Origin of the sequence: Arthrobacter sp. PGP41, assembly GCF_002953935.1 — a bacterium.
In the GTDB taxonomy this organism is placed as follows: Bacteria; Actinomycetota; Actinomycetes; order Actinomycetales; family Micrococcaceae; genus Arthrobacter.
The window spans coordinates 2,734,605-2,752,047 of sequence record NZ_CP026514.1; the positions used below are offsets into that span (position 1 = coordinate 2,734,605).

Consider the following 17,443-nt stretch of genomic DNA (forward strand, 5'->3'; position numbering starts at 1 on the left):
CTGGCAGCTTCGGCCGCTACTTGCGGCCGATGAACCAGTCCTGGAGCTTCCGCAGCCGGGACTGCAGCTGTTCCTCGTTCGCCTGGGCAACCGGCGGGCCGCCGCACACCGTCCGCAGCTTGGTATGCACCACGCCGTGGGGGGTCCCCGTCCGGGCTGACCAGGCGGCCACGTTCTTGGCGAGCTCGTTCCGGAGGTCCATCAGCATCCGGTGGTCCGGGACGGCGGGCGCAGGGGCTTCCGCCGCGGCGGGCGCCTTCCGGTTTTTCCGGTTCAGCTGCTCGTGCTGGCGCTGCCGGAGGAGCGTGCCCACCTGTTCGGCGTCCAGCAGCCCGGGAATGCCCAGGAAGTCCATTTCGTCGTCGGACCCCACCTCGCCGCCGGTGCCGAACTCGCCGCCGTCAAACAGCACCCGGTCAAAGGAAGCCTGCGAGTCCAGGGCCTCGAACTTGCCCTTCGTCAGGCTGTCCGACGCCTTGTCCTCCCGGTTGGCCTCCGCCATCAGCGAGTCTTCCGGGTTGAACAGGCCGTCGGCGTCTTCCTTCTCCGGGCGGTCCAGGGCGTGGTCCCGTTCCGCCTCCATGGAGTTGGCCAGGGCCATCAGCTGCGGCACCGAGGGCAGGAAGACCGACGCCGTTTCCCCGCGCTTGCGGGCACGCACGAAGCGCCCCACAGCCTGGGCAAAAAACAGCGGCGTTGACGTTGACGTGGCGTACACGCCCACGGAAAGCCGGGGTACGTCAACGCCTTCGGACACCATCCGGACCGCCACCATCCAGCGTTTCTCGCTGGCGGTGAATTCCTCGATCTTGCTGGATGCCTTGGCGTCGTCGGAAAGGATGACCGTGGGCGATTCCCCGGTGATCCTCTTCAGCTGCCCGGCGTAGGCCCGCGCGTCCTCGTGGTCCGTGGCAATCACCAGCCCGCCGGCGTCGGGGACGGTCCGCCGGACCTCGCTGAGGCGCTTGTCAGCACCTGCCAGGACAGCGGGGATCCACTCACCGGCGGGATTCAGGGCAGTCCGCCACGCGTGGGAAGTGATGTCCTTGGTGACGGCGGCTTCGCCGAGCGAGGCCGCCATCTCTTCACCGGCGCTGGTCCGCCAGCGCATCTGTCCCGAATAGGCCATGAACATCACGGGACGGACAACGTGGTCCCGCAGGGCGTTGCCGTAACCATAGGTGTAGTCAGCCTTGGAGCGGCGGATCCCGTCCCGGTCCTCGGCGTACTCCACGAACGGGATGGGCGAGGTGTCCGAGCGGAACGGCGTACCGGTCAGCGAGAGGCGCCGCACTGCGGGGTCGAACGCCTCGCGCAGGCCGTCACCCCAGGACAGGGCCTCGCCGCCGTGGTGGATCTCGTCCAGGATCACCAGGGTGCGGGCAGCCTCGGTCTTGGCACGGTGCAGCAGCGGTTTGCTGGCCACCTGGGCATACGTGACGGCCACGCCGATGAAGCCGCGGCCGTGCTGGCCGTCCGAGTTCTTGAAGTTGGGGTCGATGGCGATCCCCACCCTGGCCGCCGCATCCGCCCACTGCCGCTTGAGGTGGTCAGTGGGCGCCACGATGGTCACCCGATTCACGGCGCCGGAGTCAATAAGCGTGGAGGCCACGCGGAGGGCAAAGGTGGTCTTGCCGGCGCCGGGGGTTGCTACCGCGAGGAAATCACGGGGGCTGTTGCGCAGGTATTGGTCAAGCGCTTCCTGCTGCCAGGCACGGAGTTTCGGGGCGGTTCCCCAGGCTGCGCGTTCCGGATAAGCCGGAGGCAGGGTGGGGCCGCCAAAGAGCGTCTCCGTCACTATTTGTTGTTGCCCGAGTCCCCTCCGGGACCCTTGCCGCCGTCGTTGCCCGGGCGGAGGCCGTCATAGACCTCTTTGCACATCGGGCACACCGGGAATTTCTGCGGGTCCCGGCCCGGCGTCCAGACCTTGCCGCACAGGGCGATGACGGGCTCCCCCGTCAGCGCGGACTCCATGATTTTTTCCTTGCGCACATAGTGCGAAAAGCGCTCCCGGTCCCCGGGTTCCACTTCCTGGCGCAGTTCCTCGCGCTCAATGGTGGCTGTGGACGATCCAGCCCCGGAAAGCTCGCGCATCGGGTCGTTCTCGAGAGGGTCCGTCATGCTAGTCATGCGACCCATCTTAGCCGTTCCGGCGGTGCGACGTTCGACGCCGGAGGCTGCCGCCGCGCCGCCCGGAACCGGCCGCCGTCGTACTTTTCCGCTGGGTACCGTGGCGGCCGGCCCACGGTCAGCCAGCGGCCAGCCGGTGGTCAGAGGCCCTGCCAGGCGGGCTTGTTGTCATAGGTGTGGCGATAGAAATCCGCCAGCTTCAGCGCCGAGGCGGCGGCCTGGTCCAGCAGGACGGTGGCGTGCGGATGGAACTGGAGGATCGACGCCGGGCAGATGGCCGAGACGGGACCCTCCACGAAGTCGCGGACCGCCTGGGCCTTGCGCGCGCCCGTTGCCACCAGGATGACATGCCGCGCCTCCATGATGGTTCCGAGGCCCTGGGTCAGGACGTGGTGCGGGACCTCGGCCAGGCTGCTGAAGAACCGGGCGTTGTCCCGCCGTGTCTGCTCGACGAGGCTTTTGATGCGGGTCCTGGAGGCGAAGGAGGACCCTGGTTCGTTGAAGGCGATGTGGCCGTCCGTACCCACCCCCAGGAGCTGGAGGTCGATTCCGCCGGCGGCCGCGATGGCTTCCTCGTAGGCGCGGCAGGCGGCCGGGATATCCTCGGCTGTCCCGTCAGGTCCGTGCACATTCTCCGGGGAGATGTTCACCCGGTTGGTGAATTCACGCCGGATGACTTCGCGGTAGGACTCGGGATGGCCGGCAGGAAGGCCCACGTATTCGTCCAGGGCAAAGGCGTGCGCCCGGCCAAAGTCCAGGCCGTCCCGTTCGTGCCGGGCGGCAAGCTCATCGTAGACGGGCAGCGGGGACGAGCCCGTGGCCAGGCCCAGGACGGCATCCGGTTTGCGCCGCAGGAGTTCCTCGATGGCGTCCGCGGCGAGCTTGGCGATCTGTTTGCTGCCGTTGAGGATGACTACTTCCATGCTGTTCCTTTCCGAAGCGTTTCAGCGGTTAACGGTCACTTGGGCCAGGAGCTCGGGACCGCGGGCGTCCAGCCATTTTCCGCCCAGCCGCACGCCTGCCACGAACAGGATCAGGCCCAGGGCCGTCCCTGCGGCAAGGTTGATCCAGCCGAAGAGCCTGTCGCCGGTCACCAGCTGGGCGGTCAGGAGCCCGGCCTCCGGCAGGACCAGGACCATCAGGACCACCAGTCCGCCGAACTGCACCGCGAGGGTCTGCCCCACATTGCCCGGCGGTTTCTTGAAGGGGCTGTCGCCCGGCACCGGAACGGCAACGGTGTAGCGGGCGGAGACAACCGAGGACAGGCCCAGGCCGGTGAACAGGACGCCCATGCTCAGGCCCAGCTGGCCGGGCAGGGCACCCCAGTCCCCGGTGAAGGCGGAGTGCCCGACGGCGAACACCAGCACCACGGGCAGGGCGAACGCCAGGCAGGCCAGGGCCCGGCCCAGCCGGTCCGCCACGCCCTGGACGCCCGTGGCCAGGTGGAGGGCGAACGCGGTGTTGTCGTAGGACACGTCGGCGGAGATGGACCAGGCGAGGATGAATGCGCACAGCGGGGCGAGGAAAGCCAGGCTGGTGTAATCCCCGGTCTGGCTGCCCTGGAACAGCAGCACCACGGGAAGCAGCGGGATCACCACCAGGGAGCCGGAATACCGGGGATCCCGGAACCAGTAGGTGAGGCATCTTGCCATCACCGCGCCCGCCGGGACGGCGGGCAGGATCCCCAGGAGTCCCAGCCTGCCGCCTTTCCGTTTCCCGCTGCCTGCGTAGGGAGGAGTCACCAGCGCGCGCTCGAGCAAAAGCTTCCAGGCCCACGCAAGGGCGGCAAGGGTTGCCGCGGAGAGTATCACCTTCAGGGCTGCCGGGCCCGGCTCGCCGGCGGCGACATCACCGGCAATGGACCATGGGGCCCCGAGCGGTGTCCAGGACAGCATGCGGGCAAAGCCGGGGAGGAATCCGGCGGACGAGGAGATGCCCTGGGCTACTCCTGCCACGATCGGCCCCATCAGGACCAGTGGCACCATGAAGGCGATGGCACTGACGTCTTTAAAGCGCCGTGACGCCGCCAGGCTTGCCGTTGCCGTGGTGACCACCTTGGCGATCACGACGCAGGTCAGCACCCCCAGCACTGCTCCTGCGAAGGCAGCGAGCGCGGGAAGGAAGGCCCGGGACCACGTCACCACTGTTGCCAGTGCAACGAGGGACGTTGCCACCCCGGGAATTCCGACCAGGCCGCCCAGGGCCAGCCCCGCCAGCATCTGGTTCATAGGGATTGCAAAGGTCGTGAAGCGCGCAGGGTCCAGGGTCATATCCGTTGCTGACGCCACGACAGGCACGATCCCCCAGCCCAGGACGGCGGCGGACCCGCCCAGTACCACGGCGCCGTAGGCAAGATCGTGGGGCGCGTTGCGCAGCAGGACCAGGACCACCACCAGCATTCCCACCAGACCGAATGCATAGAGTCCGGCGAAGGCCAAGCCCACGAGCTGCCAGGGGCTGCGCCGCAGGCCGTTCCGCAGCAGGGTGAGCTTGAGCCTCAGAAGGTGCGCAACCATTCCAGTCCCTCCGTGTGGCTGCGGCCGCCAACCAGCTGGACGAACCGGTCCTCAAGTGTTGCCCCGTCGCGCACCTCGTCCACGGTTCCCGCGGCCAGCAGCCGGCCGCCGGCCACCACTGCCACGTGGTCGCACATCCGCTGGACCAGGTCCATGACGTGGCTGGACACCATGACCGTGCCGCCGGAGGCAACGTAACTGTCCAGGATCGAACGGATGTTAGCCGCGGAAATCGGGTCCACCGCCTCGAAGGGCTCGTCCAGGACCAGGAGCCTGGGCGCGTGGATGAGGGCGGAGGCCAGCGCAATCTTCTTGGTCATGCCCGCAGAGTAGTCCACCACCAGTGTCCCGGCGTCGTCCTGGAGGTCCATGGCCGCGAGCAGGTCCGCGACGCGCGTGGCCACGACCGCCTTGTCCATTCCCCGCAGCAACCCGGCATAGGTGATCAGCTGCTCCCCGGTCAGCCTGTCAAACAGCCGCACGCCGTCAGGCAGGATGCCCATTAACCGTTTGGCTTCCAGCGGTCTTTGCCATACGTCCACGCCATGGACCACCGCTGTTCCAAAGTCCGGGCGAAGCAGGCCGGTGGCCATGGACAGCGTGGTGGTCTTGCCGGCACCGTTGGGGCCCACTATGCCGTAGAAGGAACCAGCCGGCACGTCCAGGCTGATGCCGTCCACGGCGATTTTGCCGCCGAAGCGCTTGGCCAGTCCCCTGATGGACAAGGCAGGCAGGTGTGCCGCAGGGCCGGGAAGCGCGGCCGGGTCCGGTGGCAGCGCCGGGTCGGGTTGCGGAGCAGTCATGAAGCCAGCGTAGCCCTCAGTCCACCCCTTGGGGGTCCTCCCGCAGGACTAGTAGAAGAGGCGTGGCAACGCCGCTCCAGCTGTGCCCTTGTGCTGCCGGCGGGCCTCCAACGGGCCCGACGTCAGAACGAACGCCGGGGAACGGCCCGTTCGTATTGCGGCGGCCACGCAATATCGTGGCCCAGTTCGAAGGCGGCCCGCAGCCACCAGTGCGGGTCCCGCAGCGCTGCCCTGGCAATGAGGACGCCGTCAGCCTGTCCGGTGGCGATGGCATGTTCAGCCTGTCCCGCCGAGGTCAGCAGGCCAACGGTGCCGGTGGCAACTCCGGCTTCCTTGCGGATGGCGGCGGAAAAACCGGTCTGGTAGCCGGGGCCGGCCTTGATTTGCTGATGAGCCACGGCACCCCCGCTGGAAACGTCGATGAGGTCCACCCCGTGTTCGGCTGCCTGCCGGGCCAGGCGCACCGAAGCGGCAAGGTCCACCCCACCTTCCGCCCAGTCGCTGGCGGAGATCCTCAGGAGCAGCGGCATGGACTCCGGAATGACCGCCCGTACGGCGTCCACCACTGCGAGCATCAGGCGGTTCCTGCCGGCTTCGTCCCCGCCCCACTGGTCATCTCGGGTATTAATCAACGGGCTTTGGAACTGATGGAGCAGGTACCCGTGGGCGGCATGGATTTCCAGGGTGTCGAAGCCTGCGTCCACGGCACGTCCGGCAGCGGAGGCGAAATCGCCGATGACGCCGTGGATCTGTTCCCCGGTCATCGCGGCGGGAACGGCATAGCCGTCGAAAGCCGACGCCGAGGGGCCCACCGTGGTCCAGCCGCCGTCGGACTCCGGCACGCTGCCCTGCCTGCCGGAAAAGGGCCAGTAGGTGGAGGCCTTCCTGCCGGCATGGGCGAGCTGCACGCCGATCTTGGCCTCCGCCGGGCCGTGGCGGTGCACGAAGGACGTGATCCGCTGCCAGGCCTCGGCCTGTGCGTCATTGTAGAGGCCGGCGTCCCGGGGACTGATCCTGCCTTCGGCGTTGACGGCCGCTGCCTCGGTGAGGATCAGCGCTGCGCCGCCGGCGGCGAAGGACCCCAGGTGCATCAGGTGCCAGTCGTTCGGCACCCCGGGGGCGTCGTCGGGATCGCAGCTGTACTGGCACATCGGTGAGACCCAGCCCCGATGCCGGAGCTCCAGTCCTCGGAGTTTCAGCGGCTGGAACAGTGCCGGCACTAGAAGAGGACTCTCGCCAGTGCCTGGCGCGCCTTGCCCACCCGCTCGTCCGCGGCCCCCACTACGTCGAACAGCTCCAGCAGGCGGACGCGGGCAGTTTCACGCTCCGGGCCAAAGTTCCTCCCGATGAAGGAGACCAGCCGGTTCAGCGCATCCTCCACGTGGCCGCCCACCACATCCAGGTCCGCCACGCCCAGCTGGGCCTGAAGGTTGTCCGGTTCGTTGGCGGCCAGGATCCGAAGGGCTTCGCTGTCCTGCGCGGAGAGCGGCTGCAGCCTCGCCATCAGCTCCACCTGGGCCAGGCCGGCCTTTGCCTCGTGGTCCGAGGGCATTTCGGCCAGCGCCTGGCGGTAGGCCTCGGCTGCTGCGGCGTAGTCCCCCGCCTCAATGGCGTCAAAGGCCGCCTGGTGCAGCGGTGGCAGGGGCGCCGGACTGTCGTCTCCACCGGCACCGGCACCGGCGCCCAGGCTTCCGGTCACTCCGTTGGCCGCTGCCACCTTGAGCAGTTCGTCAAAGAGGCTGCGGACCTGCTGTTCGTCTGCGCCGCCCTGGAAGAGCGGTACTGGCTGGCCCTTGAGGACGGCCACCGCGGTGGGCACGGCCTGAACCTGGAAGGCCTGGGCCAACTGCGGGAACGCCTCGATGTCCGCGGCGCCGAGGACCAGGCGGCCGCCGTAGCTAGCCACCACCCGCTCCAGGACGTCCAGCATGGTTGCGGACTCCGGCGAGTAGGAAGCCCAGAGCGCAAAAACAACCGGAACCTGCGCGGAAAGCTCCACGAGCTGCTGGAAATTGCCTTCCGTGACGTTGACTTTCAGTTCCGGCGAACCGGGAGCATCGGGGGCCGCCCCTGCAGCGGCACCGGGAGATCCGCCCTGCGGCGTTCCGGTCCCGGCAGGGGACGCGGGGCGCTGCTTCAGCGTGGAAAGGTCGACGGCGCCGCGCAGGTTAAGCAGGTTGGCAGCGGCAGGAGGGACTGGGCGGGAAGCTGGCGAACTCATGCTTTCCACTCTAGCCACTCCGGCCGCTGCCGGGGCTACTGCGGGAACCGGGGTTACTTGAAGCTGGCCCCCGTCAGCCCGCGGGTCGCAGCGACGAGCTTCATCGGATCGGTTGACCCTGCGGGCGGCACGTACACGGCCACGGACTCCGCGAAGCTCAGGACCATGCCGGTGGTGGTTTCCTTGCCGCCGGCCAGGGCTGCGGCGTCGTCACCAATGGTGAGCTTGTCACCCGCGGCCTTGGGGGTTCCCTCGAAGCCGAAGTTGATCCGGCCCACGACCAGGGCGCCGCCGTCTGCCGTCCGGAAGACAACCGTATTTTCCGGAGCCACCTTATGGGTGAAGGAGAAGGTGCCGTTCTCGCCGGCCTTCACCACCTCGGCCTGGTAGGACAGGGTGTCGGCAATGTACGGCGAGGACTCCCCTTCCACGAGCTTGTCCTTGTAGGCGGACTCAGCGGAGGTAAGGCGGTCGGCAAGGCCTGACATGGCTTCCTCACCGCTGTAGAGCAGGCCGGTCTTGTCGCCGGCAGGCAATGTATCCGTACCGTCCCGGTTGATGGTGGGGAAGGTGGTGCCAGGCTGCAGCGGGTTGGTTTCCACGAGCTTGTAGTTTTCGCGCGGAGAGGGCTGGACCAAGGTCAGCAGCTGCGGCACCACGTTGCCATCACCCTGGGTTACGGCCATGACGGACCGCGGCCACTCGCGGTCGCTGGTCACCACGGTCGTGAGCAGCTTGGTGGAGCGGACCGGCATGCGGGCCTCGTAGGAGCCCACCTGGGAACGGATCTTGTAGTTCTGGGTGCGGACTTCGAGCTCGGTGCCACCCACGCGGTCCGCGAGCTTGGCCGCATCCTTTGCAGCATCGCCGGCGTCAACGGCGCTGGAGACCTGTTCCAGGATCCTGCGGAACTGGGCATCCAGCAGGACCGGTCGACCGGACTGCTCCTGCGCGGCGGACGAATCCGGGGAAGGCGCCGGCGACGTGGCGCTGGCGGCGGCACCGGTTCCGGCCACTACAGCAACAGCCATTACTCCGGCGGCCGCCATGGTAACCCGCGAGGACCGCGCCTCGTTGCGGGCCCGGGCGCGCTGCGCAAAGCCGCTGCCCTTGCCGTCGCCTTCGCCGTTGCGCTTGCGGGCGGAGAGCAGGGCCAGCGCGATTCCACCCAGGATCAGCAGCGAGCCGAGAGTGATCAGCGGGATGGCCCAAGGGGTGGACGTGTCATTGGGGAACGTCATGGAAACCGTGGCCGGCGCCGGCTTGGTTCCGTCGGACGCAAGCAGGAGGGTCCAGTCGCCGTCGGCCGGTGCGTTCCACGAGTACTCAAGCTCGCCGCTCGCGTTCTCGGTGGAAACCCAAAGGTCCGAGCCGGCCGGGTTGGGTGCAGTGGCTTCGCCGTCGGCGTGTTCAACCTGCAGCGATTTCCCGTCCCCGGACACGCCGGTGATGGTGTTGTGCGCAGTCTGGCCCACCCAGGCATCCACGTCGTCCGGGCGGCCCGCTGCCAGGAGGAAGCTGCCGTCGCCCTCGATATTGATCTTGACGGTCCCGCCGTGAAGGGTGCGCAGGTTTTGGTCGATCACGGTCAGCGGGGCCTCGGCAGCATCAACCGGCGCGGTGGCCGTAAAAGTCTCGGAGGGGGCCCAGATGGTTTTCTGGCCGATGCCGGCCAGAAGTGTCAGGAGGCCGAGCAGCACGAGTGCGACTGCAGTCTTTAAACGCAAGGGAACACCTATCATCAGCGGGGGTTTCCTATCAATAGTATCCGTTTTGTTATCGAAGGCCCGGACCAGGGCTTCGGCGGGGACCTCCAGCGTGCCGGCGGCCGGGCCGTTCCGCTGCTGTTGACAAGGCTGCTGATAGTGTTTGCGATGATCATCACACCGGCCCGCCGACGCGGTGCCGCCAACGGAACAGGCCCTTAAAACCAGTGACTGACAAGACGGACGAATCCTCCGCGGCGCCAGAGAACCCGGTGGGTGGGCAGCCGCCGGCAGCCGCTCCGCAGGGTCCTGCAGCTGCCCGCAGGAAGAGGCCCGCCGCGGCCGCCCTCGGGTTGCTCCTTCACCGCCTGCGCCAGCCCCTCCCCGGCGCCCAGCCCCGGCTCCGGTTCGAAATGCCGCCGGAGTACTCCCGCCAGAACGGGGAAGGCGCCAGCCATGACAGCGCGGTACAGCCGCAGTTCGGCAGTCCCGGCCCCCGGATCTCGCCGCAGCATCCCCTGTACCTGGGCTTCATGGGCACGGTGGGCGTCGGACTTGCCCTGCTGGTCTACTGGATTGGCTCCAACACCACGCAGCTGCTGCTGTGGATTGTGGCTGCGCTGTTCATAGCGCTGGGGCTCGAACCTGTGGTCGGCTGGCTGGAAAGCCGGAAGATCCCCCGGCCCGCGGGAATCCTGGTGTCCGTCACGGTGCTGGTAAGCGCCGTCGTCGGCTTTTTTGCCACCCTCATTCCCACCATCGTGGAGCAGGTCACGCAGATCGTCGAGCAGGCACCGGTGTGGATCCGGGACTTCATCGACTCCGACTTTTTCCGCAGCCTGGATGACCAGTTCGGCGTGCGCGACCGGATCACAGAGGAACTGGAGAAGTTCGTCAACGACCCCGCCGCTATGGGCGGGATTTTCGGCGGCGTGGTGGGCTTTGGCTCCACCGTGGCCAACGGCCTCTTCGGCACCCTGATTGTCCTGGTGCTGAGCCTGTACTTCCTTGCCGCCCTGCCAGCAATGAAGAAGTGGGGCTACCGGCTTGCTCCGCGGTCGCGGCGGCACCGCGTTGAAGCGCTGTCCGAGGAAATCACCCGATCGGTGGGCAACTATGTGATCGGCCAGGCGGTGGTTGCCCTCCTGAACGCCACCTTCGCCTTCATAGTGATGTCCATCGTGGGCATCCCTTTCGCCCTGCTGCTGGCGTTCGTGGTGGCCCTGCTGGCGTTCATTCCGCTGGTGGGCGGCATGATTGCGGGGATCGTGGTGCTGCTGGTTTCGCTCACCGAGGGCTGGCAGGCGGCGGCGGTCTACGCGATCTGCTACTTCGCCTACCTGCAGTTCGAGGCCTACTTCATCTCCCCGCGCATCATGCAGAAGGCCGTGGCGGTCCCCGGCGCCGTGGCCGTCATTTCAGTCATTGCCGGCGGCAGCCTGCTGGGCGTGCTCGGCGCGCTGATCGCCATTCCGACGGCGGCCGCCGTCCTGCTGCTGGTCAGGGAGATCTACATCGTCAGGCAGGACCAGCACTAGGTGTGCGTCACCGGACCGGCCCCAGCCGTTCCCTAGGCTGAAGCTGTTGCCGCGGGCCCGTTCCATTCGTGCGGCAGTCCGGCAGCGCCCGATCCCGCCTCGGTGACGTCATCCACAATTTCGTTGAGCACCCGGGAGGCGTACTTCTCCCCCACCCACAGGTGCTTTGCGCCGTCCACGCCCACCACGCGGGCCTGCGGGACCAGGCTGAAGCGTTCGGCCGCCTCGGCAGGCTTGAGGAAGTCGTCATGCTCCGGCACCAGCACTGTGAGCGGCTTTCCTGATGCGGCCCACTGGAGCAGGTCCTTGTCCGTGGCGCGGTGCAGCGGGGGCGAGAGCAGGACGGCGCCCTCAATCAGGGACGCCACCGGCTCTACGGCTCCGTACATGAGTGCGAGTTCCGTGCCAAAGGACCATCCCACCAGCCAGCGGTTGGGCAGGCCCCGCTCGACGGCGAAGCGGACCGCGGCCTCCATGTCATGGCGTTCCCCGACGCCCTCGTCGAAGGCCCCGCTGCTGGTTCCGTGCGGGGAGGCGGTTCCGCGGGTATTGAACCGCAGCACGGCGACGCCCGCGAGCGCCGGCAGCCGGTAGGACGCCTTGCGGTAGACATGCGAGTCCATGAAACCGCCGTGCGTAGGAAGGGGATGCAGGGTGATCAACGTGGCATTCACGGGGCCGGATTCCGGCAGCGCCAGCTCGGCCACCAGGGTGTGTCCGTCTTCCGTATCCAGCTTCACCAGCTCACGTTTGGCGGGCAGCACGGTTGAGGCACGGATGGGGGCCGGCCCTGCGGCCTGGTGGAATTCGTACGACGCCGGATCAAAAGTCATGCCTGCCAGCTTAGCGACAGGGGGCGCGACTTTGTCCGCTGCCGCTAGCGGTAGCGGTAACTGCGCGACATCCAGCAGTTGGTGTGCCAGTGCCGCCGCTCGGCCAGGCCGGCAGCGGCCCCGAACAGGTGGTCGTCTTTCCAGACCACCAGATGGGCAACGCCGGGCAGCACCGCCGTGGAGCATTCCGGACATATGTAGGTCTTCTCGGCGTTCCGGGCGGTCATGGTGCGGACCATCCATTCGCCGTCGGGCGCACTCTCCCGCCGCGCGATGCCTGCACGTGCCCGTTCGAGGTCAAGCTCGGGGACGTCCTGGCCGCCCCTCTTTCCGGCGCCCGCTTTTCCGGACCCGGAACCCTTTCCGGATACGGGACGGCGGGGACGGTTGGAGCGCGGCATGCATCCATTCTGCCCCAGCGGCAGGTGGCTTGGCTCCCGATCCGGCCGGAGCCACCCGCCGCAGGGGGCCGAAGACCCGGCGGAGCCCGCACCGCGCAGACGGTAGTCTGTACGGCGTGCGACTTGTCATAGCCCGATGCTCCGTTGATTACGTTGGCCGGCTGAAAGCCCATCTCCCGCTGGCCACCAGGCTCCTGCTGGTGAAGGCCGACGGCTCCGTCCTGGTCCATTCCGACGGCGGTTCCTACAAACCGCTCAACTGGATGAGCCCGCCGGCGACGCTCCGGGTGACCTCCCCCGAGGACGTGGACCTCGAGCTCGGGGTGGTGGAGCAGTGGACCGTCCAGTCGGCCAAGACCGACGACCGGCTCATCATCAACATCCACGAAAAGCTCGACGAGTCCTCGCACGACCTCGGCGTGGACCCCGGGCTCATCAAGGACGGCGTGGAAGCGGACCTGCAGCGCCTGCTGGCGGAACAGATTGAAACACTGGGAACCGGCTACTCCCTCATCCGCCGGGAATACTTCACGGCCATCGGCCCGGTGGACATCCTTGCACGCGACGCCGAGGGCGCCACTGTGGCCATTGAGCTGAAGCGCCGCGGTGACATAGACGGCGTGGAACAGTTGACGCGGTACTTGGAACTGCTCAACCGCGACCCCCTTCTTGCCCCGGTCCGCGGGATCTTTGCGGCCCAGCAAATCAAGCCGCAGGCAAAGGTCCTCGCCAATGACCGCGGGATCGACTGCGTGACCCTCGATTACGACGCCATGCGTGGCGTTGACGACAGCGAGTCACGGCTTTTCTGACGGTCGGCCACGGTGTTCAAACCCCGGTTGAATAAGCTCCTGACATGCGCATTAACCTGTTTTTTGCCGAAAATTTGTCCGTTTCGCCGTGCAAACCGTTGACCTGCGGGAACGGGCATGAAATTCTTGTCTCAGTCTTTGTGTAGGTGTTTTTCATGCTCGCAAGACATGTTGCGAGCGCGAAGCTCCTGCAACTCCGATTCCCTTTCCGGGACGGTAATTCAGGATTCTTCTCGCGGAGTGACCAAGGCCGGCACGAGGTGTGCCGATCTTAAAAAGTTCCATAATGAGGAGAAATAAATGGCACAGGGAACCGTCAAGTGGTTCAACGCTGAAAAGGGCTTCGGCTTCATTACCCCGGATGACTCGGACGGGGACGTTTTTGTCCACTACTCCGAAATCCAGACCGGCGGCTTCAAGACCCTCGACGAGAACCAGCGGGTTCAGTTCGAAATCGGCCAGGGCGCCAAGGGTCCCCAGGCTACCGGCGTAACGCTGGTCTAGTCCCGCATGCCGGCCGCTGCTGCGGCCGGCAGCGAAACAATGGTCCCCGGCAAATATGCCGGGGACCATTGTTATTAGCTGGACAGCTATTTCACCAGTTTCCGTACCAGGCGGGCGCCCTGCGGCAGCGAAAGCCCGGGCAGGTAGGCGCGGGTCAGGGCGCGGCCAATGGCCGGCAGGTGCAGCGGGTCCTGGTAGTAGAGGTAGAGCGCGCGGTACTCGGGCTTGAACCTGGACTTGAATGCGGCCAGGGACCGGAAACCGTACACAGGCTCAAGGGCGTGCCCCACCAGGTCCAGGATGCGCACGAGGTTCTCCGGCTCCGCCTGGGCACCGGACTCTTCGCCGGCCTCGTCAGCGGAACCATAAGCAGAGCTTCCTCCCTGGTCCCCGGGACGGCTTGCCAGCGGAGACCCGGACAGCGAGATGACCTCCACGGATCCGCGCAGCTCCAGCACGGCGGAGGCGATGAGGAACTCCATCACGCCGGGAAAGCCCTCGCTGCCGCGCCGCATTACGTCCAGCGTCCGGCTGACCAGCCGCCCGCCGTCGTAGACGGGAAGCCAACTGGTCACCCCGTGAACGGTCCCGCCCGCATCCACGGCAAGGCAGCACAGCACCTCGTCATCCTCGAGTTCATCCACGCCGCCCAGGGTGAAGCCCATCTCGGGCACGGATTTCCCGGCTGCCCATTCCTCGGAAACCTCGCTCAGCCTGGACCGGAGTGCCGCCGGCAGCGAGTGGTAGGGTCCCCACACGGCATGCACGCCCAGCTTCGCAGCCCGGTTAAGGGCTGTCCGGACGTTCTGCCACTCTTTACCCTTGAACTCGAGCTGGCGGATCGGCAGGCGGGTCTCCTGGGCAACGGCAACCCGGGAAAACCCACGCTCCTTCAGGGCAGGCCACACGGAGTCATCGCACGAGTAGAGCGCGGGAATCAGGGCATGCCCCCGGCAGTACGCCAGGAACCCTTCGGTCACGGACTGCTGGGCGTCGGAGGGCCCGAAAGCGCCGCCGAGCGTCAGCGCAACGCTGCCATGCTGCTGGAAGGCCACCGCACCCTTGCCGTCAGGACTGAACCAATAACTGTTGGGTTCCCACAGGGCCATCCAGGAGAGCGGGCCGCCGCCCTGGCGCAGCAATGCCCGCGCCCTCTCCCTGTCCTCCGCACCGGAATCGGTACCGTGGGCCTTGCCCAGGAGCACCCACCACACGGCTGCCAGCGCGATGACCCAGAACACCGGTCCCGAATAGGCAAAGAGCATGGACTCCACGGTGTTGCGGTCAGCGAAAATGCGGTGGTAATACTGCGGGATGGGCACGGGGACATATTGCCTGGCCAGCTCGGCCAGGAGACCCAGCACGCCGCCGTCGCGGGTAAGTCCTCCCGCCCAGAACCAGGCAACGGCGTAGGACCCCGCCAGGGCGAGCCAGGACCCGCCCACCACTGCGCCAAGCACCCGCCGGGCTGACGGTGCTGTCTGCACCCGGAACTGCCGCCGGTTCAGCCACAGAACGAGCGCCAGCAGCAGCGGCACCACAACCAGCGGAAGGACGTGGGCAAAAGCCGACCCCATCGGCCCCGACTGCGGTCCTGGCCCGCGCGCGGGCAACAGCGCGAACAGGGCGAGATAGACGGCGGCCAGGGCTGTGACGGCAAGCTGGATGGCGAGGGCAATGTTCAGGGCCAGCCGCCGGCCGCGCCGCATGCCGTCAGCGCAAATCAGCAGCAGGACCACGGGAACCACTGCCAGCGCCAGGCCCAGCGGGCCCGCGAAACCGGCACGGCCGGCCTCAAGGCAGGATGCCTCCACGGTGCTGCCGCAGTTGAGCGCCAGCTGCCCCAGCGTCGGGATCGGGTTCAGCACCATGTCGCGGAGGAGCGCCAGGGGTCCTGTGGGTGCCCGCGCGATCCCCGTCAGGATGGGACCGACGGCGAAGACTGCCACCGTGAGGGCCAGGAGGTTCCTCGTTTCACGCCCGGTTGACCGGTGCCGGTGCAGCTGGCCCTGGTCCCCTTGGATCCACCAACCCGCAACCAGCCCCAGCAGTGCCCCCAGCAGGCCGAGGACGGTTTCAGCGTGTCCCACATAGAGGACCAGCAGGAGGGAAACCGAAAGGGCCGCGGTCCGCAGCCTGCGCTGCCACAGGACCGGGAGCCGGGCGCTGCCTGCAAGCCCTGCAGTGAGCAGCGGCGCATACGGACCGATCAGGATGTCGTCAGCCATCCTGTCCAGCCAGCCGTCCTCCGCGTAGCCGGCAAGCTGGGTTGCCAGCAGGAACAGCGTGACGGCGGCAAACTGTCCGCCCAGCAGGAGTGCGATGGAAGCACGGGTGCCGAGTTTGCGTTCAGCGAGTCCCAGCAGCAGCACGATCATCAGCGACGCGGCCAGGTAGGCCAGCGGATTCGTGGCGAAGAACAGGCTGGTGAACAGCGACCACCAGTTGCCGTCCCGGAGCCCCGGGCCGCTCACGCCCGCAAGCCAGAGCAGTCTTTCGGGCGGCCCGGCCGCGAAGCTCCCGGTTACTGCACCTGCCGCCAGGAAGATGCCGAGCACGGCAAGCGTGAAGGGCATTGACTTCAGCGCCGCCGTGGCCTGCTGCACGGCGGGCCGGCCCACCGTGGACCAGGCAAGGGCGGCAGTGCGGACCTGCCTGTCGGCACTCACCGGACTATCCCCCACCGCTCGGCCAGGAAGTCCAGGGCGTCGGCAATGCGCTTCGAGGAGGTGTCCCAGGAGTGCCCGGTTTGCTCAACTTCGTGGGCGCGTACCGTGAAGCCGGCCTCCGTGGCTGCTGCAGCCAAGGTGCGGAGATAGGCAACGAATTCCGGGTCGTCCTTGCCGGCCGTCAGGTACATGCCGCTGCCTTCGAACCGCTGTTGCTTCATGATGGCCAGGGGTGTCTGCCGGTTGAAGGCATCGGGGTCCCCGGGAAAGGAAGCGTCAATGGTCTTTTGGCGTTCCTTCGCGATGGCCGGCTCTGCTTCGCCGGAGAACGACAGGACTGCGGGAAACAGGTCCGGATGCCTGGTTCCGAGCTGCAGTGCGCAGGTTCCGCCGAAGGAGAAACCGCCGGCCGCCCACCTGCGGTGGTTAGTGTCCACGGCGAGGGTGGACTTTATCCAGTTCGGCACGTCCTCGGAAAGATACGTATCGGCATGGGCTATCCGGCTGTCCATGCACATGGTGTTGGCGGACTGCGAGCCGTTGGCGTCGGGAACCACCACCACGGGCGCCACTCCGCCATGCGAGGCGGCATAGGAGTCCAGATGGGACTGCAGGGCTCCGCCGGTCAGCCAGTCAGCGGGGCCCCCCGGCTGTCCGGCGATCAGGACCAGCACCGGCAGGGCTGGCCGGTTTTTGGCGAAATAGGCTGGCGGCAGGTAGATGTACGCGTCCCGGGCGTTCATCCCGGACTTTTCTCCGGGGATAAAGGCCTTTCGCAGCTCGCCTTCGGCAGGGACGTCCCCTTGCGGCTCCCACCCGCGGAGGGCGGCGCCGTCGGACTGTCCCGGCTGCCGCATCAGCTCCTGCTCCAACGTGGGAATCCTGGCGAGTGCCGCGCCAAGGAGGTCGCTGACCGTCTTGTTGAGGCCAAAGTAGGCGTTGATCTGCACTGCCGAAAGTGCCGCCACCAAGAGGGCTGCCACGAGGCCCGCCGTACGCCGGCGCCACGTGTTTCGGGGAATCCTCAGGAGGACGAGGATCAGGGCGGCGACGCCTGGCACCACCCACAGGAGGACGGCATCGGGAATGTTTTCCGGGAAGACCGAGAAGACGTTGATGAGGGCCCAGTGGATGGAAGCCACCAGGGCGAAAGCGGCAGCCGCGGCGGCGATGACTTTCAAGAGCCAGCTCCGCCTGGCGACGGCGGACGGGGGCAGCAGCAGGTAGGCGGCACCGGCCACCCCGAGGACGAGGGAAGCCCAATATACCGGCCCGTCGATGAGCCGGATGTCGAAGAACCAGTCCACGTT

The 17,443-nt window shown here is 67.3% G+C and carries 15 protein-coding genes; 3 read left to right on the forward strand and 12 right to left on the reverse strand.

What is annotated here, in order from left to right; genetic code table 11:
* Positions 1 to 16 precede the first annotated feature (16 nt).
* From C3B78_RS12470 to C3B78_RS12505, 8 genes are all read right to left on the reverse strand, one after another.
* Entirely contained in the window at positions 17 to 1,798 is a 1,782-nt protein-coding gene (locus tag C3B78_RS12470) for a DEAD/DEAH box helicase (protein WP_104998352.1), read from the reverse strand.
* Positions 1,798 to 2,130, reverse strand: a complete 333-nt coding sequence (locus tag C3B78_RS12475; protein ID WP_373461535.1) for a DUF3039 domain-containing protein — start codon at positions 2,128 to 2,130, stop codon at positions 1,798 to 1,800. The genes C3B78_RS12470 and C3B78_RS12475 overlap by 1 nt, the downstream gene beginning before the upstream one ends.
* Positions 2,131 to 2,270: 140 nt before the next feature.
* The gene (nagB, locus tag C3B78_RS12480; RefSeq protein WP_104998354.1) at positions 2,271 to 3,053 is read right to left on the reverse strand and encodes a glucosamine-6-phosphate deaminase; all 783 of its coding nucleotides are present in this window, start codon (positions 3,051 to 3,053) and stop codon (positions 2,271 to 2,273) included.
* 21 nt (positions 3,054 to 3,074) lie between these two features.
* Entirely contained in the window at positions 3,075 to 4,646 is a 1,572-nt protein-coding gene (locus C3B78_RS12485; protein ID WP_104998355.1) for a transporter, read from the reverse strand.
* Positions 4,628 to 5,449, reverse strand: a complete 822-nt coding sequence (locus C3B78_RS12490) for an ABC transporter ATP-binding protein (protein ID WP_104998356.1) — start codon at positions 5,447 to 5,449, stop codon at positions 4,628 to 4,630. Before C3B78_RS12490 ends, C3B78_RS12485 begins: the two co-directional genes overlap by 19 nt.
* Before the next feature lie 122 nt (positions 5,450 to 5,571).
* Positions 5,572 to 6,669, reverse strand: coding sequence for an NADH:flavin oxidoreductase/NADH oxidase (locus C3B78_RS12495; protein ID WP_104998357.1), 1,098 nt, complete (start codon positions 6,667 to 6,669; stop codon positions 5,572 to 5,574).
* Positions 6,669 to 7,670: a tetratricopeptide repeat protein gene (locus tag C3B78_RS12500; RefSeq protein WP_104998358.1), complete on the reverse strand. Its 1,002-nt coding sequence runs from the start codon at positions 7,668 to 7,670 to the stop codon at positions 6,669 to 6,671. Before C3B78_RS12500 ends, C3B78_RS12495 begins: the two co-directional genes overlap by 1 nt.
* Positions 7,671 to 7,723: 53 nt before the next feature.
* Positions 7,724 to 9,412 (reverse strand): hypothetical protein, encoded by a 1,689-nt coding sequence (locus tag C3B78_RS12505; protein ID WP_199775246.1) that lies wholly within the window; start codon positions 9,410 to 9,412, stop codon positions 7,724 to 7,726.
* A gap of 191 nt (positions 9,413 to 9,603) precedes the next feature.
* Here C3B78_RS12505 and C3B78_RS12510 point away from each other — a divergent pair, with 191 nt between their 5' ends.
* Complete coding sequence (locus C3B78_RS12510; protein ID WP_104998359.1) at positions 9,604 to 10,914, forward strand: AI-2E family transporter; 1,311 nt, start codon at positions 9,604 to 9,606, stop codon at positions 10,912 to 10,914.
* Positions 10,915 to 10,946: 32 nt separating this feature from the next.
* On the opposite strand, the gene C3B78_RS12515 is transcribed toward C3B78_RS12510, so the two are convergent.
* Together C3B78_RS12515 and C3B78_RS12520 are read right to left on the reverse strand one after the other, a co-directional pair.
* Positions 10,947 to 11,747 (reverse strand): alpha/beta hydrolase, encoded by an 801-nt coding sequence (locus tag C3B78_RS12515; RefSeq protein WP_104998360.1) that lies wholly within the window; start codon positions 11,745 to 11,747, stop codon positions 10,947 to 10,949.
* Positions 11,748 to 11,791: 44 nt separating this feature from the next.
* On the reverse strand, positions 11,792 to 12,148 hold the full coding sequence (locus C3B78_RS12520; protein WP_104998361.1) for an ATP/GTP-binding protein: 357 nt from the start codon (positions 12,146 to 12,148) through the stop codon (positions 11,792 to 11,794).
* A 116-nt stretch (positions 12,149 to 12,264) separates the two neighbouring features.
* Here C3B78_RS12520 and nucS point away from each other — a divergent pair, with 116 nt between their 5' ends.
* Positions 12,265 to 12,960, forward strand: coding sequence for an endonuclease NucS (nucS, locus tag C3B78_RS12525; protein WP_104998362.1), 696 nt, complete (start codon positions 12,265 to 12,267; stop codon positions 12,958 to 12,960).
* A gap of 300 nt (positions 12,961 to 13,260) precedes the next feature.
* Positions 13,261 to 13,464 carry a cold-shock protein gene (locus C3B78_RS12530; RefSeq protein ID WP_011692441.1) on the forward strand — a complete coding sequence of 68 codons (204 nt, stop codon included), beginning with the start codon at positions 13,261 to 13,263 and terminating at the stop codon, positions 13,462 to 13,464.
* Positions 13,465 to 13,550: 86 nt separating this feature from the next.
* On the opposite strand, the gene C3B78_RS12535 is transcribed toward C3B78_RS12530, so the two are convergent.
* Positions 13,551 to 16,133, reverse strand: coding sequence for a bifunctional lysylphosphatidylglycerol flippase/synthetase MprF (locus C3B78_RS12535; protein WP_199775247.1), 2,583 nt, complete (start codon positions 16,131 to 16,133; stop codon positions 13,551 to 13,553).
* Complete coding sequence (locus C3B78_RS12540) at positions 16,130 to 17,440, reverse strand: alpha/beta hydrolase (protein ID WP_104999772.1); 1,311 nt, start codon at positions 17,438 to 17,440, stop codon at positions 16,130 to 16,132. Before C3B78_RS12540 ends, C3B78_RS12535 begins: the two co-directional genes overlap by 4 nt.
* Between the last annotated feature and the right edge of the window lie 3 nt (positions 17,441 to 17,443).